Source organism: Stenotrophomonas sp. NLF4-10 (genome assembly GCF_022359915.1).
Taxonomy (GTDB): Bacteria; Pseudomonadota; Gammaproteobacteria; order Xanthomonadales; family Xanthomonadaceae; genus Stenotrophomonas; species Stenotrophomonas daejeonensis.
In genome coordinates this window covers 1,972,221-1,994,702 of record NZ_JAKSEE010000003.1, presented here as the reverse complement: position 1 = coordinate 1,994,702, position 22,482 = coordinate 1,972,221, and the positions used below count along the sequence as shown (strand labels likewise).

26 protein-coding genes are annotated in these 22,482 nt (G+C 65.3%); 22 read left to right on the top strand and 4 right to left on the bottom strand.

All coding sequences use genetic code 11. The annotated features are described in order from the left end of the window. Positions 1-6 precede the first annotated feature (6 nt). Positions 7-522: a nucleotide exchange factor GrpE gene (gene grpE / locus MIC98_RS09385; protein WP_057639704.1), complete on the bottom strand. Its 516-nt coding sequence runs from the start codon at positions 520-522 to the stop codon at positions 7-9. Positions 523-688: 166 nt separating this feature from the next. Here grpE and recN point away from each other — a divergent pair, with 166 nt between their 5' ends. Next, positions 689-2,353 (top strand): DNA repair protein RecN, encoded by a 1,665-nt coding sequence (recN, locus tag MIC98_RS09380; RefSeq protein WP_239736964.1) that lies wholly within the window; start codon positions 689-691, stop codon positions 2,351-2,353. 201 nt (positions 2,354-2,554) lie between these two features. Here the strand turns inward: recN and fur are convergent, their stop codons facing one another. After that, positions 2,555-2,962, bottom strand: coding sequence for a ferric iron uptake transcriptional regulator (gene fur, locus MIC98_RS09375; RefSeq protein ID WP_057639743.1), 408 nt, complete (start codon positions 2,960-2,962; stop codon positions 2,555-2,557). 105 nt (positions 2,963-3,067) lie between these two features. Here fur and bamE point away from each other — a divergent pair, with 105 nt between their 5' ends. Further along, positions 3,068-3,457 (top strand): outer membrane protein assembly factor BamE, encoded by a 390-nt coding sequence (bamE, locus tag MIC98_RS09370; RefSeq protein WP_239736963.1) that lies wholly within the window; start codon positions 3,068-3,070, stop codon positions 3,455-3,457. Positions 3,458-3,482: 25 nt separating this feature from the next. Here the strand turns inward: bamE and MIC98_RS09365 are convergent, their stop codons facing one another. Beyond that, positions 3,483-3,740, bottom strand: a complete 258-nt coding sequence (locus tag MIC98_RS09365) for an RnfH family protein (protein ID WP_057639707.1) — start codon at positions 3,738-3,740, stop codon at positions 3,483-3,485. A 3-nt stretch (positions 3,741-3,743) separates the two neighbouring features. Beyond that, positions 3,744-4,172 (bottom strand): type II toxin-antitoxin system RatA family toxin, encoded by a 429-nt coding sequence (locus MIC98_RS09360; RefSeq protein WP_239736962.1) that lies wholly within the window; start codon positions 4,170-4,172, stop codon positions 3,744-3,746. 51 nt (positions 4,173-4,223) lie between these two features. Here MIC98_RS09360 and smpB point away from each other — a divergent pair, with 51 nt between their 5' ends. The 20 genes from smpB to MIC98_RS09255 all read left to right on the top strand — a co-directional run bounded on the left by smpB (position 4,224) and on the right by MIC98_RS09255 (position 22,449). Next, positions 4,224-4,727, top strand: coding sequence for an SsrA-binding protein SmpB (gene smpB, locus MIC98_RS09355; RefSeq protein WP_057639709.1), 504 nt, complete (start codon positions 4,224-4,226; stop codon positions 4,725-4,727). Positions 4,728-5,078: 351 nt separating this feature from the next. Beyond that, positions 5,079-6,299 carry a flagellin gene (locus MIC98_RS09350; protein WP_239736961.1) on the top strand — a complete coding sequence of 407 codons (1,221 nt, stop codon included), beginning with the start codon at positions 5,079-5,081 and terminating at the stop codon, positions 6,297-6,299. A gap of 408 nt (positions 6,300-6,707) precedes the next feature. After that, on the top strand, positions 6,708-8,072 hold the full coding sequence (gene fliD / locus MIC98_RS09345; protein ID WP_239736960.1) for a flagellar filament capping protein FliD: 1,365 nt from the start codon (positions 6,708-6,710) through the stop codon (positions 8,070-8,072). 108 nt (positions 8,073-8,180) lie between these two features. Then, positions 8,181-8,600 carry a flagellar export chaperone FliS gene (fliS, locus tag MIC98_RS09340; RefSeq protein WP_239736959.1) on the top strand — a complete coding sequence of 140 codons (420 nt, stop codon included), beginning with the start codon at positions 8,181-8,183 and terminating at the stop codon, positions 8,598-8,600. A 13-nt stretch (positions 8,601-8,613) separates the two neighbouring features. Next, positions 8,614-8,919, top strand: a complete 306-nt coding sequence (locus MIC98_RS09335; RefSeq protein WP_057639713.1) for a hypothetical protein — start codon at positions 8,614-8,616, stop codon at positions 8,917-8,919. Next, on the top strand, positions 8,916-9,497 hold the full coding sequence (locus MIC98_RS09330) for a PilZ domain-containing protein (RefSeq protein ID WP_239736958.1): 582 nt from the start codon (positions 8,916-8,918) through the stop codon (positions 9,495-9,497). Before MIC98_RS09335 ends, MIC98_RS09330 begins: the two co-directional genes overlap by 4 nt. Before the next feature lie 182 nt (positions 9,498-9,679). Further along, on the top strand, positions 9,680-10,312 hold the full coding sequence (locus MIC98_RS09325) for a response regulator transcription factor (RefSeq protein WP_239736957.1): 633 nt from the start codon (positions 9,680-9,682) through the stop codon (positions 10,310-10,312). Between the two features lie 291 nt (positions 10,313-10,603). Then, positions 10,604-12,010: an RNA polymerase factor sigma-54 gene (gene rpoN, locus MIC98_RS09320; protein WP_239736956.1), complete on the top strand. Its 1,407-nt coding sequence runs from the start codon at positions 10,604-10,606 to the stop codon at positions 12,008-12,010. 15 nt (positions 12,011-12,025) lie between these two features. After that, on the top strand, positions 12,026-12,409 hold the full coding sequence (locus MIC98_RS09315) for a response regulator transcription factor (RefSeq protein ID WP_057639717.1): 384 nt from the start codon (positions 12,026-12,028) through the stop codon (positions 12,407-12,409). Beyond that, a complete protein-coding gene (locus MIC98_RS09310; RefSeq protein WP_239736955.1) occupies positions 12,402-13,841 on the top strand; it encodes a sigma-54 dependent transcriptional regulator in 1,440 nt (479 codons plus the stop codon). Before MIC98_RS09315 ends, MIC98_RS09310 begins: the two co-directional genes overlap by 8 nt. 246 nt (positions 13,842-14,087) lie before the next feature. After that, on the top strand, positions 14,088-14,384 hold the full coding sequence (locus tag MIC98_RS09305; protein ID WP_239736954.1) for a helix-turn-helix domain-containing protein: 297 nt from the start codon (positions 14,088-14,090) through the stop codon (positions 14,382-14,384). Next, positions 14,384-15,676 (top strand): type II toxin-antitoxin system HipA family toxin, encoded by a 1,293-nt coding sequence (locus MIC98_RS09300; RefSeq protein WP_239736953.1) that lies wholly within the window; start codon positions 14,384-14,386, stop codon positions 15,674-15,676. Before MIC98_RS09305 ends, MIC98_RS09300 begins: the two co-directional genes overlap by 1 nt. Before the next feature lie 162 nt (positions 15,677-15,838). Beyond that, complete coding sequence (locus MIC98_RS09295; RefSeq protein ID WP_239736952.1) at positions 15,839-16,948, top strand: DegT/DnrJ/EryC1/StrS family aminotransferase; 1,110 nt, start codon at positions 15,839-15,841, stop codon at positions 16,946-16,948. 33 nt (positions 16,949-16,981) lie between these two features. Beyond that, entirely contained in the window at positions 16,982-17,206 is a 225-nt protein-coding gene (locus MIC98_RS09290; protein ID WP_239736951.1) for an acyl carrier protein, read from the top strand. 3 nt (positions 17,207-17,209) lie between these two features. Continuing rightward, entirely contained in the window at positions 17,210-18,250 is a 1,041-nt protein-coding gene (locus MIC98_RS09285) for a ketoacyl-ACP synthase III (RefSeq protein ID WP_239736950.1), read from the top strand. A 24-nt stretch (positions 18,251-18,274) separates the two neighbouring features. Then, positions 18,275-19,048: an SDR family oxidoreductase gene (locus MIC98_RS09280; protein WP_239736949.1), complete on the top strand. Its 774-nt coding sequence runs from the start codon at positions 18,275-18,277 to the stop codon at positions 19,046-19,048. Positions 19,049-19,055: 7 nt separating this feature from the next. Continuing rightward, positions 19,056-19,688, top strand: coding sequence for an acetyltransferase (locus tag MIC98_RS17055; protein ID WP_275584495.1), 633 nt, complete (start codon positions 19,056-19,058; stop codon positions 19,686-19,688). Between the two features lie 31 nt (positions 19,689-19,719). Then, positions 19,720-20,850, top strand: coding sequence for an aromatic ring-hydroxylating dioxygenase subunit alpha (locus tag MIC98_RS09265; protein WP_239736948.1), 1,131 nt, complete (start codon positions 19,720-19,722; stop codon positions 20,848-20,850). After that, positions 20,847-21,473 (top strand): acetyltransferase, encoded by a 627-nt coding sequence (locus MIC98_RS09260; protein WP_239736947.1) that lies wholly within the window; start codon positions 20,847-20,849, stop codon positions 21,471-21,473. Before MIC98_RS09265 ends, MIC98_RS09260 begins: the two co-directional genes overlap by 4 nt. Before the next feature lie 52 nt (positions 21,474-21,525). Further along, positions 21,526-22,449, top strand: coding sequence for a hypothetical protein (locus tag MIC98_RS09255; protein ID WP_239736946.1), 924 nt, complete (start codon positions 21,526-21,528; stop codon positions 22,447-22,449). Positions 22,450-22,482: the final 33 nt, after the last annotated feature.

Sequence of the window (22,482 nt, the reverse complement as noted above, 5' to 3'; positions counted from 1 at the left end):
CCGCCGTCAGTCGTACTTCGCCACCACCACCAGCGCCGGCCGCAGCAGGCGCTCGTTGAGCAGGTAGCCCTTCTGGAACACCGTCACCACCGTGCCCGGGGCCACGCCCGCCGGGGCATCGACCTGGCTGATGGCCTGGTGGTGCTCAGGGTTGAACGGCTGGCTGGTCGGGTCCAGCAGGGTCAGGCCGTTGTCGCCCGCCACTTTCAGCAGTTGCTTGTAGGTCAGCTCCAGCCCTTCGCGCAGCGGGCTGGGTTCGTTGCCGGCCGCGGCCAGCCCCGCATCGAGGCTGTCGAACACCGGCAGCAGGTCGCCCAGCAGTTTTTCGTTGGCGAACCTGCGGGCCTGCTCGACGTCGCGCACCAGCCGCTTGCGCTGGTTCTCAAGGTCGGCGCGCTCGCGCAGCGATTCGCCCTTGAGCTGCTCGATCTCGGCCTGCAGGGCCTGGACCTGCGCCTCGTGCTGTCCGGCGACATCTTCGGCACCGGGCATGGTCTCGAATTCGGGGTGGTCTTGGTTCATTTCCTGTTTCCTGGCGGTCGTTCTGCCGCCCACCCGGCCCCGTATGTGGGCGCTGCCGCCGCTTTCAAGGCCGGCGCAGCCGGTGAGACGGGCGCCGGCCACCCTGCGCCGCATTGACCTGCCGCATGCGCATGCTAGTTTTGCGCGGCCCCATTCCCTGCCCGCCATGCTCAGACATCTTTCGATCAAGGATTTTGCCGTCGTCCGCGCCACCGAACTGGAATTCGGGCCGGGCATGACCGTGGTTTCCGGCGAAACCGGCGCCGGCAAGTCGCTGATGGTCGACGCGCTGGGCTATCTGTCCGGGCTGCGCGCCGACAGCGGCGTGGTCCGCCACGGCGCCGGCCGCGCCGAGTTGTCGGCCGAGTTCGACCTGGCCGACGACGCCCCGGCGCGGCAATGGCTGCGCGACAACGAGCTGGACGACGACGCGCAATGCCAACTGCGCCGGGTGATCCGTGCCGATGGCGGCTCGCGCGCCTTCATCAACGGCCGCCCGGTGCCGGTGTCGCAGCTGTCGGAACTGGCCGCGTTCCTGGTCGAGATCCACGGCCAGCACGAGCAGCAGGCATTGCTCTCGCGCCCCAGCCAGCTGGCCCTGCTCGACGCCTATGCCCGCAACGATGCCGAACGCGCCGCCGTGCGCGCCGCCGCCGGCCGCTGGCAGGCGCTGGTGGACGAGCGCGAGGCGCTGTCACAGCAGGGCGACGTCTCCGACCGCCTCGGCTTCCTCGCCCACCAGCTCGGCGAGCTGCAGCGCGAGGAACTGGAACCGGCGGCGGTGGCGGCGCTGGCCGCCAGCCACCGCCGGCAGGCGCATTCGGCCGCATTGATCGAGGCCTGCCAGTTGGCCGGCAGCACCCTCAACGGCGACGACGGCCCGTCGCTGCTCGGCCTGCTGCAGCAGGTGCGGCACGAGCTGTCGCGGGTCAGCCAGCACGACGCACGGCTGGGCGAGATCGACGCCATGCTCGACGCCGCCGGCATCCAGCTGCACGAAGCCCTGGCGCAACTGGACCGCGTGCAGGACGACCTGGACAGCGACCCGGACGCCTTCGAGGACATCGAGCGCCGCCTCGGCCGCCTGCATGACCTGGCCCGCAAGCACCGCGTGCCGATGGAGAAGCTGGCCGCCACCCGCGACCGCCTCGACGCCGAAATGGAACAGCTGCGCGGCGCCGACGAACGCCTGTCGCGGCTGGCCGGCGAGATCGACGCCGCCGCCGCGCACTGGCAGGCGCAGGCGGCGCTGCTCAGCGCCAGCCGCGGCGCGGCGGCCAAGGCGCTGTCGGCCACCACCACCGCGCTGATCGGCGAACTGGGCATGGGCGGCGGCCAATTCCTGATCGAACTGGAGCCCCAGGCCCAGCCGCGGCCGGACCCCAACGGCGCCGAGCGCGCCGAGTTCCTCGTCGCCGCCAACGCCGGCCAGCCGCCCCGCGCCCTGCGCAAGGTCGCCTCCGGCGGCGAGCTGTCGCGCATCTCGCTGGCCATCGAGGTCGCCGCACTCGGGCTGGACGCGGTGCCGACGATGGTGTTCGACGAAGTGGATTCCGGCATCGGCGGCGCGGTGGCCGACATCGTCGGCGGCAAGCTGCGCGCGCTCGGCGAGCGCCGGCAGGTGCTGTGCGTGACCCACCTGCCGCAGGTCGCGGCCAAGGGCCACGCCCATTACCGGGTCAGCAAGGCGCCGGTGGAGGGCATGACCCAGAGCGCGGTGGAACTGCTCGACGGCAAGGGCCGCGAGGAGGAGCTGGCGCGCATGCTCGGCGGCGCCGAGGTCAGCAAGGAGGCGCGGGCGGCCGCGCGCAAGCTGTTGGCCGAAGCCTGAGCACACCGGCGGCTGCCTGATCGTAGATGCGGGGCTTGCCCCGCATGACGCTTCACCGTGAAAGCCCCGTGCGGGGCAAGCCCCGCACCTACGAGATTTTTTGCGAATGGCCGTTGTGATGCCGGCCCCGAAAACGACGACACCGGCGCAAGGCCGGTGTCGCTTCGATACACGCTCCGACGGCACTGCCGCCGGACAGGCTCACCGCCGCTTCTTGCGCACGTACAGCACCAGCGAATGCTCTTCGAGCTCGTAGCCGTGGTCGGTAGCGATCTTCTTCTGCAGCTCCTCGATCTCGCGGCTTTCGAACTCGATGATCTTGCCGGTGTCCACGTCGACCATGTGGTCGTGGTGGCCGCCGCGGTCCAGTTCGTAGACCGCCTGCCCGCCTTCGAAATTGTGCTTGAGCACCAGCCCGGCCGCCTCGAACTGGGTCAGCACGCGGTAGACCGTGGCCAAGCCGATCTCGTCGCCGCAATCGAGCAATTGGCGATAGATGTCCTCGGCGGTGAGGTGGTGGTGCGGGGTGTTCTGCTCGAGCAGCGCCAGGATGCGCATCCGCGGATGCGTCACCTTCAGGCCGACTTTGCGCAGGTCATTGGATTCCATGGCCATCGTGTTCATTGGCGGTTTAACGCCAGTTGCCTCCGGTCGGATCGCGCTGGGTGCCGGGGAGTGTATCATCGCCGGGATTTCCCCAATCGCCTGTCCCTAATGCGCAAGCTCCTGTTGATCGCCGTCGTCGCCCTGTCCACCACCGCCTGCGGCATCATCTACAAGCAGCCCATCTACCAGGGCAACCTGATCCACGCCGAAGCCGTGGCGCAGCTGCAGGTGGGCCAGAGCAAGCAACAGGTCAATGCGCTGCTGGGCACGCCGTCCATTCCCGACCCGTTCCATGCCCAGCGCTGGGACTACACCTCCAGCCAGCGGACCAACCGCCTGGGCACGACCGAAATGAAGAACTTCACCGTGTTCTTCGAGAACGACCGGGTCACGCGCTGGGAAGGCGACTACTTCCCCAACCAGGACGCGGAGCTGGCCAAGAAGAGCGTGCGCCAGTTCGGCCGCAACCTCGCCAAGGACAAGAAGAAGGGCCGCTGAGCCCGCACCGCACGGGCTTGAGGCCTCAATCGCCGCCGCGCGCCCGCCGGCGGCGATTTTCCTTGGGGTCGGCCAGCAACGGGCGCAGCAGCTCCACCCGGTCGCCCTCGCGCAATGCCTGCGTGGGCCGCGCCAGCACGCCATGCACGGCGGTGGCGACGGTCTCGCCGGCAACATCCAGTGCCGCCATTTCCACCGCTTCGGCGACGCTGCAGCCTTCGGGCAATTCCAGCTCGCGCCGCAGGTAACGGTCCGGCCAGGCCAGCACCACCTCCACGCGCACGGCTCAGCCCCCCTGCTCGGCCACGCGCACGAAATCATTGACCATGCGGTCGGCCAGCCCCTGGAAACCCAGCGCCAACGCCGGCCCGAGCAGGCGCGAGGCCGGCTCGAATTCCAGCTCCAGGCTGACCTTGCAGGCGGCATCGGACAGCGGCAGGAACTGCCAGCGGCCATGCAGGCGCTTGAACGGGCCGTCCTTCAACTGCATGTCGATGCTGGCCGGGCGCTGCAATACGTTCTCGGTCATGAACCAGGTCCGGAACGAACCCAACCCCAGGTCCAGCCGCGCCACCAGCCGCTCCGGTCCCTCTTCCAGGATTTCCGCCTTGTCGCACCAACGGAAACGCCGCGGGTAGGCGGCAACGTCATTGACCAAGTCGAACATGCGCGCGGCCGGTTGTTCGACCAGGGCACTGCGGCGGATGGTAGGCATGCGGTTGCTGCTGGATGTCCTGAACGCCTCCGAATCGGAGACAATAAGCGAATGAGCAAGAAACCCGGCAAGGATAAAGCAAAGAAGGCGGTGGCCGACAAAACCATCGCGTTGAACAAGCGCGCGCGCCACGAATACCACCTGGAAGACCGGGTCGAGGCCGGGCTGGTGCTGCAGGGCTGGGAGGTCAAGGCCATCCGCGCCGGGCGCGGCAACATGACCGACGCCTACGCCTACGTGAAGGATGGCGAGATCTACCTGATCGGCGCACAGATCACCCCGCTGATCCAGGCCTCCACCCACACCGTTCCCGAAGATCGCCGCCAGCGCAAACTGCTGCTGCACCGGCGCGAGATCGACAAGCTGATCGGCCGCGTCGAGCGCGACGGCTACACCCTGGTGCCCACCGCGATGTACTGGAGCAGGAACCGCATCAAGCTGGAAATCGCGCTGGCCAAGGGCAAGCAGGCCCACGACAAGCGCGACGCCGCCAAGGACCGCGACTGGGCCCGCGAGAAGCAGCGCGCCCTGCGTGCGCACAACCGCGACGCGTGACTCGGGAAAGCCCTGCATGGGGCAGCACCGCGCACCCGTAGATGCGGGGCTTGCCCCGCATGGGGCTTCAATGGGAAAGCCCCCGCATGGGGCAAGCCCCATGCCTACGCGCTCAATCGACAAACTCCAAAAAAACAGCGGCGCGGTGGCCTGTGCCACCGCGCCGCTTCCATATGGCGATACCACCCCCGAGGGGGCAGGCCGCGGGCGCATCAACTTCGCCCTAAAGCCGAACGACATGCTGCCGTTATTGGTATCAGCAGCGGTGCTATGGCTCCTACACCCGCCCCACTGCACCCAGTACCGGTCAGGCGAACTGCCGGTTCCAACGCCAAATCAGGAATCAGAATCATGGCACAAGTCATCAACACCAACATCATGTCGCTCAACGCTCAGCGCAACCTGAACACGAGCGGCACCAGCCTGGCCACCACCATCCAGCGCCTTTCCTCGGGCTCGCGCATCAACAGCGCCAAGGACGACGCCGCCGGCTTGGCCATCTCCGAGCGCTTCAGCACCCAGATCCGCGGCCTGGACGTTGCCACCCGCAACGCCAACGACGGCATCTCGCTGGCGCAGACCGCCGAAGGCGCGATGGTCGAGATCGGCAACAACCTGCAGCGCATCCGCGAACTGGCGGTGCAGTCGTCCAACGCCACCAACTCGCAGAGCGACCGTGACGCGCTGAACGCCGAAGTCAACCAGTTGCTGAAGGAAATCGACCGCGTCGCCAACCAGACCAGCTTCAACGGCACCAAGCTGCTGAACGGCGACTTCACCGGCGCCCTGTTCCAGGTCGGCGCCGACGCCGGCCAGACCATCGGCATCAACAGCATCGTCGACGCCAACATCAAGGAACTGGGCAAGGCCGGCTTCGCCGATGACGTGAAGGGTGCCGGTGTTACCGGTACTGCGACTGCCTCGGGCACCATCAGCGGCATCAGCGTCAGCGTGAAGAATGCAGCCGGTACCACCACCAATGTGACGCTGGACGACGTGAAGGTCGAAAACGGCGATGACGCCGAGGCTGTCCAGAAAAAGATCGTCCAGGCTCTCAATGACAAGATGGACCAGACCGGCCTTCATGCCTCGGTCAATGATGATGGCGACATCCAGCTGACCTCACTCAAGGCCGGTCAGGACTTCGGCGGCATCACCAATGGCTCCGGCACGGTGGCAGGCGTAACCCTGAGCTTGGCAGCCGATCTAGCCGCAACCGATGCCGCGGACGGCGTGGCGGCCAATGGCGGTGGCGTCAATCACTTGGAGAATCTGGATATCTCCAGCTTCACCGGCGCCCAGCGCGCCCTTGAAATCGTCGACAAGGCCCTGACCTCGGTGAACAGCTCGCGCGCCGACATGGGTGCGATCCAGAACCGCTTCAGCTCCACCATCTCCAACCTGGCCACCACCTCGGAAAACCTGTCGGCCTCGCGCAGCCGCATCCGCGACACCGACTACGCCAAGGAAACGGCCGAACTGACCCGCACGCAGATCCTGCAGCAGGCCGGTACCGCCATGCTGGCCCAGGCCAACAGCGCCACCCAGAACGTGCTCAGCCTGCTGGGCTGATCCCGGGCTGCACCGCAACAAGAAGGGCCCTGCCGCAAGGCAGGGCCTTTTGCATTATGGATATGGAACGGGACCGCGCGTAGATGCGGGGCTTGCCCCGCATGGAGCTTTACCGGGAAGGCCCCGTGCCGGGCAAGCCCGGCACCTGCGCAGGGACACCGCTCTTGCAGCAGGTAGGTCGGGGCTACGTCCCCGACGCACGCAATATCGGGACACGAACGTCGGGGACGTAGCCCCGACCTACTCCCCTCGTCATGGCCTGGATGCGGCACCTGCCGGCGAACCCGGGGATGGCACGGAACATGCATCCAAACCGGGGATCACGCGCAACGCGCTAAAGTCGCCGCGACGTCTGCCGATATCCGGAGGTGTCCCTACAGGCATCTCCTTGCCACCGAAGGAATCCACATGGCCACCTCCCTTGCTGCCGTCGGCTCCGGCCTGGACATCCCCACCCTGGTCTCGCAACTGGTGGCCAACGAGCGCAAGCCGGTGGCCGACCGCATCAACACCCAGGGCACGGCCGCCACCACCCAGCTTTCGGCGTTCGGCAGCATCAAGAGCTCGCTGAGCAGCCTGCAGTCCTCGCTGGCGGCATTGATCAAGAGCGCCGACGCGCCTGCCTACAAGACCACGGTGCCCGATGGCAGCGGCTTCAACGCCACCGTGGTGACCGATGCCAGCACCGGCAAGACCCAGGCCAGCGCCGGCACCTACAACGTCGAGGTGCTGAGCCTGGCGCAATCGCAGAAGCTCAGCTCGGGGGCCTTCGCCGCCGATGCCGCGGTGGGCGACGGGACATTGAAAATCGCCTGGGGCGACGAAACCCTCGACGTCGAGATAAAACCCGACAGCAAGCTCTCCGACATCGCCGCGGCCATCAACAAGGCCGCCGGCGGCAAGGGGGTCAACGCCACCATCATCACCGCCGACGACGGCCAGCACCTGGTGCTCAACGCGGTCGATGCCGGCACCGAAGGCACCCTGACCATCTCGGCCAGCGGCGGCAACGGCGGCCTGTCCGCGTTGACCTGGGACGGCAGCGGCGGCGGCCTGAGCCAGATCGTGGAGGCCACCAATGCGCGCGTGCGGGTGGACGGGTTCGAGCGCGAGTCCAGCAGCAACAGCATCAGCGACCTGATCCCCGGCATCACCCTGAACCTGACCGAGGCCGCGGAAGGCACCACCAAGACCCTGACCGTCAGCCAGGACAACAGCCCGCTCAAGATCAACCTGCAGGCCTTCGTCAGCGCCTACAACGCCTCGGTCAACCTGCTCAAGTCGTCCAGCGCCTACGACGCGACCAACGACAAGGCTTCCGCGCTGACCGGCGATTCGCTGGTGCGCGGCCTCCAACAGCAGCTGCGCAGCCAATTGAGCGCCAACGTCGTCGACATGAAGGCGCTGGGCCTGGCCATCGGCACCGACGGTACGCTGACGCTGAACGCCAGCACCTTCGACAAGGCGATGGCCGACAACCCGGCCGCCGCGTCCGCGCTGCTGGGCAAGGACGGCACGCTGTCCTCCTCGCTGTCCAGCGTGCTCAAGAGCAACCTGGACAGCACCGGCACCCTGACCCAGCGCACCGATTCCCTCAACAAGCAGATCAAGAAGCTGGAGAAGGATCTGGACGACCTGGATGCGCGCATGGAGAAGGTCTCGGCGCGCTACACCGCGCAGTTCACCGCGATGGACACGCTGGTGGCGCAGATGCAGAGCACCAGCAATTACCTGACCCAGCAGTTGAGCGCGCTGCAGCAGGCGAAGAGCTGACCGGCGGCTCAAGTAGGCGCTTCCCGCGGCCGATATACGTAACAGCCCCCCATCATCCCGGCCGCCCATGCCCCGTGGCGCCGGACAGGTTCCAGGAGACCTCCCCCAATGTACGGTTCCAGCCGCAACCACGCAGAGCAGTATCGCAAGGTCGGGATCTCGACCCGGGTTGTGGATGCCGACCCGCACAAGCTGGTGGCCATGCTGTTCGAGGGCGCCAACGAGCGCATGCGCCGCGCCGAGGCCTTCCTCGCCCAGGGCAACCAGGCCATGAAGGGCAAGGTGATCGGCGAGGCATGCGCCATCATCGGCCACCTCAACGGTTCGCTCGACCATGAAGCCGGCGGCGAGATCGCCAGCAACCTGTCGGCCCTGTACGACTTCGTCATCCAGCGCCTGACCGAGGCCAACCTGAACAACGACGCCGAGGCACTGCGGGAATCGCTGGTGGTGATGAGCGAAATCGAATCGGCCTGGAACGCCATCCCCGGCGAACAGCGCCACATGCCGGTGGCGGCCGGTGCCTGAGGAGAAGACACGCATGGATCACGACGCCACCCTGCAGGCCCTGCACGCCGACCTCGACGCCCTGCGCACCGCCGTGGAGCAGGAGGACCATGCCGAGGCCGCGCTGATCGCGGTCAGGCACGACCGCCACCTGCGCGAATTCATCGAGACCTGTGGCACCCAGGCCGCCGCCAACGGCCTGCGCAAGCTGCTGGAACTGCAGCGCGACCTGACCCGCGACATGCTGGCCCGCCGCGACGTCGCCGCCGCGCACCTGCGCAGCGGCCGGCAGTCGGTACGCGCCGCCAATGCCTACCAGCAGGCCGGAACGCTGGCATGAACGAACCCGGTGCCAGCGTCGTGCACCACCCGGCGGAAACCGAACTGTTCGCCGATACGCTGACCTGCGACGTGGCATTGCCGGCGGGCTTCGAGGCCGGCAGCAGCGTGGTCCACCCCGGTGCCGCCGAGATGCTGTTGCGCAGCGTCGCGCTGGTGGAGGATTCGCGCAGCACCGAAGACAACGACGAACGCGGCGAAAGCAGCCTGCAGGCACAGCGGCTGGAAGCGCGCATGGACCTGGTGCTGGTATTGCTGGGCCGGCTGTTGCGCCAGTCCGACACCACCGCCCTGCCCCTGCGTCCGCTGCGCTGGTCGCGCCGCGGCCTGCGCATGGAATTGGGCCAGCGCACCGGCAGCGCTCCCGGTACGCAGGGCATCGTGCGCCTGCAGCCGGCGGACTGGCTGCCCGACCACATCGAACTACCCGTGCAGGTACTGGCCGAGGCCGCCTCCGGCAACGGCGGCCATTACCTGTGGCTGCGCCTGAACGACCCCGGCACCGCGCTGGAAATGGCACTGGAGCGGCACCTGTTCCGCCTGCACCGCCGGCAGATCGCCAACAGCAGGCGTACGTGAAAGCAGCCCTTGTTGCAGGTGTGGGGCTTGCCCCACACGGGGCTTCACCGGGAAAGCCACGCATGGGACAAGCCCCATGCCTAGGCCACGCGAAGGCATCCCCCCCATGACCATTGCCGGTTGGCTCGCTGCCAACGCTCGGCTATGGTGCGACCACTTCCAGCCGTGACCCTCCTGTTGCCGTGCGTGTCCTGATTGTCGATGACCACACCCTCGTGCGTGCGGGCCTGTGCCGGTTGCTGCAGGGCTTTGCCGGGGTGGAAGTGGCGGCCGAAGCGAGCAATGCCGAGCAGGCACTGGAACTGGCCCTGCAACACCACCCCGACGTGGTCCTGCTCGATCTTTCCCTGCCCGGCCGCAGCGGCCTCGAAGCGCTTTCCGACATCCGCACCCGGCTGCCGCAGGCACGCGTGGTGATGATGTCCATGCACGACGACACCCAGCATGTGCGCGATGCGCTGGACCGGGGAGCGGCGGGCTTCGTCGTCAAGGACGCGGCGCCGCAGGAACTGGAACTGGCCTTGCATGCAGCCTGCTCGGGACAGGTTTTCCTCAGCCCGCAGATCTCGGCAAGGATGCTGGCACCGGCACAGGGCCGCGAACGCCCCACCGGCATCGCCGCGCTCTCGCCGCGGCAGCGGCAGATCCTGCGCCGGCTCGGCAACGGCCAGAGCACCAAGGAGATCGCCGCCGACCTCGGCATCAGCGCCAAGACCGTGGAAACCCACCGGGCGCGGATGATGGAAGCCCTGGGATGCCGCCGCGCCAACGACCTGTTGCTGCTGGCCGCCCGCCACCAGCACGAGCTGATGTGACGCGCAATTGCGGCCGCCTGCTGCCTGTGGCTGCATGGCGGCAACGGGAAATTTGTGACGCAAATCACGAAACAGGAAATCCGTCACCCGTCGCGTCAAATTTCCCGCGCGGGCCTGTCCACCGGGAAAGCCGCGGGCCAAGCGTCAAATGCATGACGCAATCGAGGAAAACATTGCTGCAATGTAGGTAATTTCCCTACGCATGTAGGGGTTTGACCGATTCAGCCCCCGGCACCGCAAAAGCAAGATGCGTTCCATGCCGACGCCAACCACGCGTCACCGGGGAATCGCATGAAAGCCACGCTCGCTACCCAACTCGGCCAACAGCTCCACCTCACGCCCTCGCTGCTGCAGTCCATCCGCCTGCTGCAACTGAACGGCCTGCAGCTGGAGCAGGAAATCCGCCAGGCGCTGGAGAACAACCCGCTGCTGGAGCTGGAAGAGCAGGCGACCGAAGCCGAGGCCATCCCCGGCAGCGATGCGCAGCTGGAAACGGCCGCATTCGACGAACTGCCGGAAAGCTCGATGTGGGACGTGGCCGGCGGCAGCTGGAACGACGCCGACGAGGACCGCACCGCGCGCCTGCCGGCCGGCGAATCCAGCGACCCGCACCTGCGCATCCTGCAGGCCCTGGCGCTGGACCTGGACGAAGCCGACCTGGGCATCGCCGCATTCTGGCTGGAGCACTGCGACGACGCCGGCTACCTCGCCGCGCCGCTGGCGCAGCTGACCCTGCTGGCCAGCGCCCGCTTCGACCGCAACGCCGCGCACGTGGAAGGCATCCGCCAGCACCTGCTGCAGGGCGACCCCATCGGCATGGCCGCGCGCGACCTGCGCGAATGCCTGCAGGTGCAGCTGGCCGCGCTGCCCGGCACGGTGCCGGCGCGACACCTGGCCAACCGCCTGCTCGGCGGCGACCTGAACCTGCTGGCCGACCACGACTACGCCGCCCTCGCCCGCGAATACGGCGTGGAGCAGGCCGACGTGCACGAGGCGTTCCGCCTGGTCCTGTCGCTGCAGCCGCGCCCCGGCGACGCCCTGCAGCCGCACGAAGATACCGCGGTGATCCCCGACGTGGTCGCCTGGCATGCCGACGGCCAGTGGCGCGTGGCGCTGAACCCCGGCACCACCCCGCGCCTGGGCATCAACCCGGCCTACGAAAAGGTGCTGAGCGAGAGCGACGCCGGCGCCAACCAGCCGCTGCGCGAAATGCTGCAGGAAGCGCGCTGGTTCACCCGCGGCCTGTCGATGCGCTACGACACCCTGCTGCGCACCGCGCGGGTGATCGTCGAACGCCAGGCCGCGTTCCTGGCCGAAGGCGAGGAAGCGATGGCGCCGCTGACCCTGAAGGAAGTGGCCGACGCCATCGGCATGCACGAGTCCACCGTCTCGCGCATCACCTCCGGCAAGTACCTGCAGACCCCGCGCGGCACCTTCGAGCTGAAGCACTTCTTCGCGGTGCGGCTGGAAGGCGCCAGCATCTCCGGGCTGGCGGTCAAGGCGATGGTACGCCGGCTGATCGAATCCGAGCCGCCGGCACGGCCGCTGGCGGACGACGCCATCGCCCTGCTGCTGTCGCGACAGGGGGTCAACATCGCCCGTCGTACCGTGGCCAAGTATCGTGAGCAACTGGACATCGCCCCGGCGCGCGCGCGGAAGCGGCAAAATGCACGTCCCCAGTTGGCCCGCGCGGGCTGAACCCGAGAGACCCCCATGAGCAAGCTGACCGTTCTGCTGGTCGACGACCACGAAGGCTTCATCAACGCGGCCATGCGCCATTTCCGCAAGCTCGACTGGCTGGAAATCGTCGGCAGCGCGGCCAACGGGCTGGAGGCCATCGAGCGCTCCGAGGCCCTGCGCCCGCGCGTGGTGCTGATGGACCTGGCGATGCCGGAAATGGGCGGGCTGCAGGCCACGCGCCTGATCAAGACCCAGGACGAGCCGCCCTACATCGTCATCGCCAGCCACTTCGACGATGCCGAGCACCGCGAGCACGCCCAGCGCGCCGGTGCCGACAATTTCGTCAGCAAGCTGTCCTACATCCAGGAAGTGATGCCGATCCTGGAGGGCATCCGCAAGGCGGACGGCCATGAGTGAATCGCGCATCCTGGTCATCGACAGCGAGGCGGTGCGCGCCGAGCGCAGCGTCGCCCTGCTGGAATTCATGGACCTCAACCCGCGCTGGGTGACCGACGTGGGCGACATCGACACCGGCCGCCACCATGCCAGCGACTGGATGGCGCTGGTGGTCGGCACCATCGAGGACCCGGCCCGCGCCGAGCCGTTCTTCCAGTGGCTGGGCGATACCGCGATGCCGCCGCCGGTGCTGCTGGCCGAGGGCGACCCGCTGGCCTTTTCCCGCCACTACGGCCTGCACGAAGCCAACGTCTGGCCGCTGGAGCAGCCCATGCGCCATGCGCAGATGGAGGCCCTGCTGCGCCGCGCCAGCCTCAAGCGGCTGGACGCCGAGCACCAGAGCGGCGGCGAGGACAGCGGCCCCACCGGCATCAGCCCGGCCATCGGCGCGCTGCGCCAGCTGATCGAGCAGGTGGCCGGCTTCGACACCACCGTGCTGGTGCTGGGCGAATCCGGCACCGGCAAGGAAGTGGTGTCGCGCGCCATCCACCAGCGCTCGCCGCGCCGCGACGGCCCGTTCGTGGCGATCAACTGCGGTGCGATCCCGCCGGACCTGCTGGAAAGCGAGCTGTTCGGCCACGAGAAGGGCGCGTTCACCGGCGCCCTGAGCGCGCGCAAGGGCCGCTTCGAGATGGCCGAAGGCGGCACCCTGCTGCTGGACGAAATCGGCGACATGAGCCTGCCGATGCAGGTCAAGCTGCTGCGCGTGCTGCAGGAGCGCAGCTTCGAGCGCGTCGGCGGCAACCAGACCATCCGCTGCAACGTCCGCGTGATCGCCGCCACCCACCGCAACCTGGAGGAGCGCATCGGCGAGGACAAGTTCCGCGAGGACCTGTTCTACCGCCTCAACGTGTTCCCGATCGAGGTGCCGGCACTGCGCGAGCGCATCGAGGACATCCCGGCGCTGGTGGAGACCATCGCCGCGCAACTGGCCCGCACCGGCCGCGGCGAGGTGCGCTTCGCCCCCGAGGCCCTGCAGGCGCTGTCCGGCTACCCGTGGCCCGGCAACGTGCGCGAGCTGACCAACCTGGTCGAACGGCTGGCGGTGCTGCACCCCGGCGGCCTGGTCCGCGTGCAGGACCTGCCGGCCCGCTACCGCGGCGACCCACCGGCGGCCGCGGCCACCGGCGCGGACGAGGAGCGCCCGCTGTCCGGCCTCCCCGCCTCCACCCAGCCGGCCGCGCCGGCCAACGGCAAGGTCGCGGAATCGCCGACCCAACTGCCCGACGACGGCCTGGACCTGCGCGACCACATGGCCAGCATCGAGCTGAAGCTGATCAACGAGGCGCTGGAACGTACCCAGGGCGTGGTCGCCCATGCCGCGCAGTTGCTTGGCCTGCGCCGTACCACGCTGGTGGAGAAACTGCGGAAGTACGGGATCGAGCGGGAATAAGGCCGGGCAAGCATCGCCCTCTCCTCTCTGTGGGAGCAGCCTTGGCCGCGGTGGGGCTTTCCCGAGAAAAGCAATCGCGGCCAAGACCGCACCCCCATTCACTAATTAAAGTGCAGAAAAAATCACATAAATTCCAGATTTCAATAATTAAGTGTTGAAATGCACACATTAATTTAGTGATGCATAAAGTTCACCTTTTCACATGTATAGTGCGAAAATGGACACAATGGGCAGAAAGGCTTACAAGTGAACACAAGCCCCATCAAAAGCCCCGATGAGCTGCTTCAGGAAATCGGCGAGAAGATCAAGGAGCGCAGGCTCCACGAAGGGCTGACGCAGGCCACCCTTGCCGACAAGGCCGGCGTGTCGCGGCGTTCCCTGATTGAGCTGGAGGCCGGTCGTGGCTCCCAACTCGAAACATTTGTCCGCGTCCTCAAAGCCATGGGCCTGGACGACAACCTTGCCACCACCATCCCTGTGCCCCGGGTAAGCCCCATGTCCATGCTGAACGCCGCAAAGGGCAGGAAAAGAGGGTATCGCTGATGGCGGGCTATCAAACCGTCCAACAGATTGAAGTGCGTATCTGGGGGCAACTGGTAGGTGCGGTGGCGCTGGATCCTGCCATCGGCTACCACGTCTTCGAATACGCCCGCTCCTGGAGGCAGAAAGGCGTGGAACTGTCCCCCTTCCACATGCCGACATCGAGCACCCCGCCCCTGTTCGTCTTTCCACAACTCGAAAAGGCGACGTTCATGGGCCTGCCGGGCATGTTGGCCGACGCCCTGCCAGACAGCTTCGGCAATGCATTGATCGACTCATGGATGTCCAAGCGCGGCATCGCCGCCGAGCACGCGACGACATTGGATCGCCTGGCCTACATGGGCAAACGCAGCATGGGCGCGCTGGAATTCAAACCTGCCAGGTCGGGCGCCGGGCAGGCTTCGCTGGCCCCACTGCAAATGGCCTCCCTGGTGGAAGCGGCACGAAAAGCCATCGAAGGCGACCTGTCCACCGATGACCTGTCGGCAGAATCGCTCAATCGCATCATTTCGGTGGGCACCTCCGCCGGTGGCGCAAGGGCAAAGGCCGTCTTGGGCTGGAACCCCGAGACCAACGCCCTCGTATCAGGCCAATTCGACCTGCCCGATGGCTACCAGCATTGGCTGCTCAAGTTCGACGGCATGGGCAAGGACAAGGCGCTGGGGCCGAGCGAAAAATATGGCCGCATCGAGTTCGCCTATTCGCAAATGGCCAAAGCCGCCGGCATCCACATGGCCGAGTGCCGGTTGCTTGAGGAAAACGACCGCGCGCACTTCATGACCAAGCGGTTCGACCGCAACGGCAACCAGAAGATCCACGTGCAATCGCTCTGTGCGCTTGCCCACATGGACTACAAGCTGCTTCAGGCCCACGCCTACGAATCCCTGTTCCTGGCGGCCCACCGGCTGGGGCTTGACGGGGAAGCCATGACCCAGCTTTTCCGGCGGATGGCCTTCAACGTCATTGCCCGCAACCAGGACGACCACACCAAGAATTTTGCCTTCATGCTCGAAGAAGGCGGCAGATGGGCGCTTGCACCGGCCTATGATCTGATCTTCGCCTGCAAGCCGGATTCGATATGGAACAAGCAACACCTCATGTCCATCAATGGCAAGTTCGACGGCATGACGCGGGAAGACCTCCATGCCGTGGTTGATCGCTTTTCGATCCAGAACGCCAGAACCGCACTGGAGGACGTGCGCAAGGCGGTGGCCGGCTGGCCACGACATGCCGAACTGGCAGGGCTGGATGAGGAAGAAACCTCAAGGATTGCCGGGTTGCATCGGCAGATCTGATTGTTCGCCCAACCTGCACCGAAGCATGTGCTCCATGGCCGCACGAAAGCTCAGGCTACACTCGTGATTGTTGCCCACTCCGCACCATGCTTACTCTAGGCATGATGCTTGCTTTCAAACATCACATGCCCCACCCAGCCGGAATCAGGAAGACAAACCACCATGACGATTCCGCTGACACGCCCGCTCTTGCCGCCATTAGAGGACTTCGTTCCCTATTTGGAGCAGGTGTGGGCCAGCGGCATGCTAACCAATGCCGGTGCGATGCATCAGGCGCTGGAAAACGCCTTGAAGCAGCACCTGGGCATCAGTCATTTGGCGCTTACGTCCAATGGCACCTTAGCCTTGATGCTGGCCTTGCGGGCCCTTGGCATCAGCGGCGAGGTCATCACCACGCCCTATTCCTTCGTGGCGACGGCCCACTCACTGCTGTGGAGCGGCATCACTCCGGTATTCGTCGATATCGACCCGGTGACGTTGAACCTGGATCCCGCAAAGATCGAAGCGGCGATCACGCCGCGCACCAGTGCCATCATGCCGGTGCATTGCTACGGCACGCCCTGCGATGCGGCTGCCATCGACAGCATTGCCCGCAACCACGGCCTGAAAGTGATCTACGACGCCGCACATGCCTTTGGCGTCGAAGATGAAGGCGGCTCCATCCTGCGCCACGGGGACATGAGCATCATCAGCTTCCACGCCACCAAGGTGTTCAATACCTTCGAGGGTGGTGCCGTGGTCTGTCCCGACCCCGAAATCGCCACGCAGATTGCCCGCTTGCGCAATTTCGGCTTCGTCGATGAAACCACCGTTTCCTGCGTCGGCATCAATGCCAAATTGAACGAGGTCAGTGCAGCATTCGGCCTGCTCCAGTTGCAGCATGTCGAAAGCGCGCTGGAGCAACGCGGTCGTGTAGCCGCTCATTATAGGCAGCAGCTGAGAGGCATCAAAGGCGTTCGCTGCCTGCCCATAAGCGTTGGCACGCGGCCCAACCATGCCTACTTCCCGATATTACTGGACGAAGATTTTCCGCTGACGCGCGATGCGCTCTACCACTCGTTCCGCGAAAGGGAAATCATGGTGAGGCGCTACTTCTACCCGCTCATCAGCGCCTTCCCCATGTACGCAGATTTTCCATCAGCGTCCGCCGAAAACCTGCCCGTAGCCAATACCATCTCCAGCCAAGTGCTTTGCCTGCCGATATTCCCGAATATGGAGAACGCGGAAATCGACACCATCACCACCTTCATCCGGGAAGCTTCACGGCGCTGATGCCTGAAGCCAGCCTTCCAACAAAGGGTCACCATGAGCCAAGAACAATTCATCGAGAACTTCCTTGCCGCCACCGACTTCCGCAACCCGGTGGAGGTCACGCTGGATACGGTGCTGGTCGAGCTGCCGGAGTGGGACTCGCTGGCCGCCTTGGGGGTTATCGTCATGTTCGACATGGAATACGGCAAAACCATCACCGGCGAGGACCTCAAGAAGACCCGCACGCTCGGCGACCTCTATGCACTGACGGGTGCTTGAATCATGGCCACTTCCACGCTGAACAACGTCCGTTTCGCCGGCATGGCCTCCTGCGTTCCCAAGCGCGTGGTGTCCAACCTGACCGATTGCCGCCCCGCCATCCGCGCGGAGCGCGAGCGGCTGGTGCGCAACATCGGCATCGAGACGCGACGCATGGCGGCGGAATGGCAATGCTTTTCCGACTTGGCCTTCGACGCCACCGAAGCCCTGCTCGAACGGCTGCAATGGAAGCGCGAGGAGATTGATGCGCTGATCGTGGTCACGCAATCGCCGGACTACCCGATCCCCTCCACCGCCATCATCCTGCAGGATCGCCTGGGCCTGCCCAATTCGACGATCGCCTTCGACGTGAACCTCGGCTGCTCGGCCTATCCGTTCGGCCTGCACCTGCTTGGCTCGATGGTCGCCGCTGGTGGCGTGAAGAAAGGCCTGTTGCTGGTGGGCGACCGCAGTTCCACCAACGAATCCCCCATCTTTTCCGATGCCGGCACCGCCACCGCGCTGGAGTTCTGCCCGGACGCACCGCCCATGCACTTTGACCTCAACAGCGATGGCAGTGGCTACAAGGCGATCATCCTGCCGGTGGGTGGGCACCGCGAACCCATCGGCATCCAGCATCTGGTGCCGTTCCGCGACAACGAAGACGAACCCTGGCAGCGCGGCACCGACCTGCAACTGGATGGAACCGCCGTGTTGAGCTTCTCCACCCAGCGCGTGCCACCGGCCGTGGAATCGCTGCTCCAGTACGCCAATGTCGGCAAGGACGACGTGGATTACTTCGTGTTCCACCAGGCCAACCGGATGATCAACGAAACCATCCGCAGGAAACTCGGCCTGCCGGTGGAGAAGGTGCCTTCCACCCTGCACGATTTCGGCAACACCAGCGGCGCATCGCTGCCGGTGACGATGACGGTGCGCCTCAACAAGGAGCTTGCCGGCGGTCGCAAGCAACTGCTGCTGTCCGGCTTCGGCATCGGCCTGTCATGGGGAAGCTGCCTGCTCGAGATCGACGGCGCCTGCCTGCCCGACCTGATCGAATCCTGATGCCCCGTCGAAGCGAGCAGACCCATGACGCCAAGCAATGACTTCAACCCCTTCGGCCTGGCTGGAAAGCGCATCCTGGTCACCGGTGCCAGCTCAGGCATCGGCCTGGAAATCGCCCGCACCTGCGCGCGCATGGGCGCCGAGTTGGTCGTGACTGGCCGGGACGCTGCGCGCCTCGACGCCTGCCTCGCTGAACTGCGCGGCATTTCCGACCTGCCTCACCGCGCGATTCGTGCAGACCTCACGCTTGCCGCCGAACGCAGTGCATTGGTGTCGGACGTGGGCGGAGCAGTCGATGGGTTGGTTCACAGCGCCGGCATTTCCCGGTTGTGCCCGGTGCGGATGATGAGCGAGGCCCACCTGCGCGAAGTGCAGGCGATCAACGTGGAAAGCCCGATGCTGCTGACCCAGGAGTTGCTCAAGCGCAACCTCGTCGCCGCCGAAGGCTCGATCCTGTTCATTGCTTCCATCGCCGCGCATATCGGGGTGGCAGGTGTGGGCGCCTACTCCGGCACCAAGGCGGCACTGATTGCCATTGCCCGTTGCTTGGCAGTGGAAGTGGCAAAACGCGGCATCCGGGTCAACTGCCTTTCACCCGCCTTGGTCGAAACCCCCTTGTTCGAAGCAACTGTGCAGATTACCGGCAACGCAGCCATCGAGGCGCAAAGGGCCAGTTACCCACTGGGCTTCGGCAAACCCGCCGACGTAGCCAATGCCGCCGTGTTCATGCTGTCCGGCGCCAGCCGCTGGATCACCGGCACCACGCTGGTGATGGATGGCGGCCTGACCATCGGTTGAGGCAGAGATGAAGGAACTGGTGATACTGGGTGCGGGAGGGCTTGGCCGGCAGGCGCTCGAACAACTGCTCCGCGACTACGGGATGGGGCGCGAATGGCAGGTGGCCGGTTTCCTCGACGAACGCGGCCCGGAGGCGATGCCTGCCGGCGTGGATTACCCGTGGCTGGGGGAGCCAGCCACGTTTCAGCCTGAAGAACGCCATATCTTCGTGGCCGCCATCGGCGACCCGGACAGCCGCCGCCATCAGGTCACGTCGCTGCTGGCGCGTGGCGCCGAATTCATCCCGGTACGCACGCGCTGCGAGCTGGGGGCGCGCACCACCTACGGCTCGACGTTCTTCGGCTACGACGTCTGTTGCGGCGTGGATTGCCGGATCGGCAACTATGGCTACATTGACCAGCAAACCCTGTTGGGCCACGACGTGGTGACTGGCGATTACGTCCACATCGGGCCGCGCTGCGTGGTGGCCGGCCACGTCCACATCGAGGACGCAGCCGTACTCAACCCCGGCGCGATGATCGCGCGCGGCGTGTGCATCGGCGCAGGCGCGGTGATCGGCATGGGTGCGGTGGTGTTCAAGGATGTTCCCGCCGGAGCCACCGTAGCCGGCAACCCCGGTCGCATCGTGTTCCAGAAATGACCCCGGTACGCTTCTTGCCTGACGGAGAACCATGTCGCGCCATGCCCTGAACCCCGAGCATTACACGAGCCAGGCCACGTTCGAGTTGGAACGGGAACGACTGTTCGGCCGGTTGTGGACGTTCGTCGGCTTCGCATCCATGGTGGCCGAGAAAAACCGCTTCTTCACCCGCAAGGTGGCCGGCGTGCCGGTACTGGTGCAGCGCACCGACGCCGGCATCCGCGCCTTCCTCAACCAATGCCCGCATCGCCTGTCGGCCATCCAGCTGGACAGCCACGGCAAGCGCCCGCTGGTCTGCCCCTACCACGCCTGGTCGTTCGGCCCGGAAGGGGAATTGCGCGGCCTGCCCAACCCCGGCCTGTACCAGTTCACGGCGGCCGAGCGTGAGGGCATCTGCCTGAGGAAGCTGCACCTGCGCGAAGTGGGGACAATGTTGTTCGTGAACCTTTCCGAGCAGCCGCTCGCACTGGAAGAGCAGTTCTCCCCCGAGCTGCTGCGCGAACTGGAGGAAGTCTCCCTGCTCTTGGACACCCAGGTGATCTACAGCTGCCACACCGCGCGCTACAACTGGAAGCTCAACATGGAGAACGTAAAGGACTACAACCATGTTCCATTCGTCCATCCGCGCACCTTCCTACCGGCGATGGCCACGCCGGTACGCTCAATTTCCGGCGACCCGGAAACACCCTCGCTCATCAAAGCGATGATTAGCGAAGCCACCCCGCCAGCATTGGCCTCACTCAGCTACCCAACGCGCGCCGAGTTGAAACCACATGAAAGCTGGTTCCGCCCACTATGTGACCTGTACCGGGACGAGCACGCTTATTACAACTGGTTCCTGTACCCAAACGTCAATTTCTGCTGCGTGCGTGGCGAACATTTCCTGTTGCAGCAATACGACCCTGTATCTCCTGGCGTCACCGATTATCACTTGTGGATGATGACCGCCCGCCGCAAGGACGACCGCACCGATTTCACCGCGCTACTCTCCACTCTGATTCGTGGCGAACGCGCGGTGATAGACGAGGACACCCGGGTGCTGGAACGCTTGCAGGATTCGTTCGGCAACCACTCCCCACCGTTCATGCATGGCGAATACGAGGTGCATCTGGTTCGCCAGCATCAGTGGTACCGGCATCAGGTGCTGGGAGAAAGCGCATGAGCGTTCCCGTGCATGTTGTGGCAGGAGCCGGCACCGCGTTGGAACAAGCACGCGAGGTTGCCGCTGCTTGCCGGTTGCAGGTCGATGTCCTCGAACTCGCCACGGCTGACCATTTCAATTTCGACCTGACGACATTGCTGGAACGGTATGCCCCCGGAACTGCTGCCGTATTCATTGCGCTTGACGCACGCGCAGTCAATTTCGCCCGGATCAAACTGCTGGCAGAAGCGCGACTGGCTGGATACACAGGTTTCAACCTGATCTCTCCCCATGCCCACGTTGCTGGCAGCGCGCGGCTGCTGGGCAACGTGCTGGCCGACGCCGGTGCGTACATCGGCGGCAATTGCCGCGTGGGTACCGGCACATGGCTGGAAGCCGGCGTCATGCTGGGCGATGCCTCGCACACCGGCACCGGTATCTGGTTGAAGGCCGGAACCGTGGTCGGTGCCAAGGCGCAGATAGGTACCGGAACGACCTTGGGCGAAGCGGTCATCGTTCCAATGAATGCCCAGATTGGCCGCCACTGCGAATGGCTGTTGTCTGGCCCAACCCCTATGCAACTATCTTCGCGAAGCTTCTTCGACCATCTGATGCCACAAGGGGCACGCATTTTGGAAGCCTGAAAAGAGGCACTCCCGCAGCCCTTGTCTCCACTGAACCGGATTTCACAATCACATGAATTCATCCAAGCCTGACCACATTTTCATCGTTGGCGTGGAAAAAGGTGGTACCACAGCTCTGGCAGGTTGGCTGGTGAAAAACGGGTTTGCCACCTATGCCCTCCCCGGCATGAAGGAACCCAACCACTATTCGAACCTTGCACCCGCACCGCCGCTACCCGTGGGCAACTTACCCACGCTCGATGCCAGCGTCGGGTATTTCACCAACAGACTGGCAATGTCCCGTTTGCCCACACGGAGAACTCGCATCGTCGTATGCATGAGAAATCCGTTCGAGCGGACGTGGAGTTCGTACAAGATGAAGAAGCTCGTCGTCCAGCAGGGCGAAGGAGCCGAGCACATCCGGAGCCGTGTCCATTCCGCTGCCGGGACAAACTTCACCGAGCCGGAAACGACGACGTACCAGCGCTGGAAGGAGCAGAACAGGAAGCACTTCCCACACGAATCGGAGTTCTTCTGCGACAAGTACTTCGATGCGGAAGCCGAACGCATCATGGCCGGTTCCTTCCTGCAACGGACCGACTACGAAACAGCATTTCTCACGGTGCGCCACAAGTTCCCTCTGCTCTCCATCCTTTGGTGCAGCTACTACTATCGTGGCCTGCGGATGGTGCTGGAAAAGTATCCTCCAGAAGACGTTACCGTCCTGACGATGAACCAGCTGCATGACGCCGAAAAACGTAAAGCGCTCATCGGGCGTTTGACAGGCACCCCACAGGACAGCTCTGAACTGGACTTCGTTTTCACCTCGCGCGACCTGAGCTTCGACGAGCCCGAGCCGGATTTTTCCACGAGCCAGTTCGACGGCTTACGCAAGCTTTTCAAGTATGACTTGGAGCAGGTCGTTGCACTGCTTGATGCCCACGGCGTTCACACAGACCTGTTGGACATGCAGGAACTGCAACGCCACATCGCTTGATTCCTCCGGTCCCGTCCCGGCCACTTCACTCCC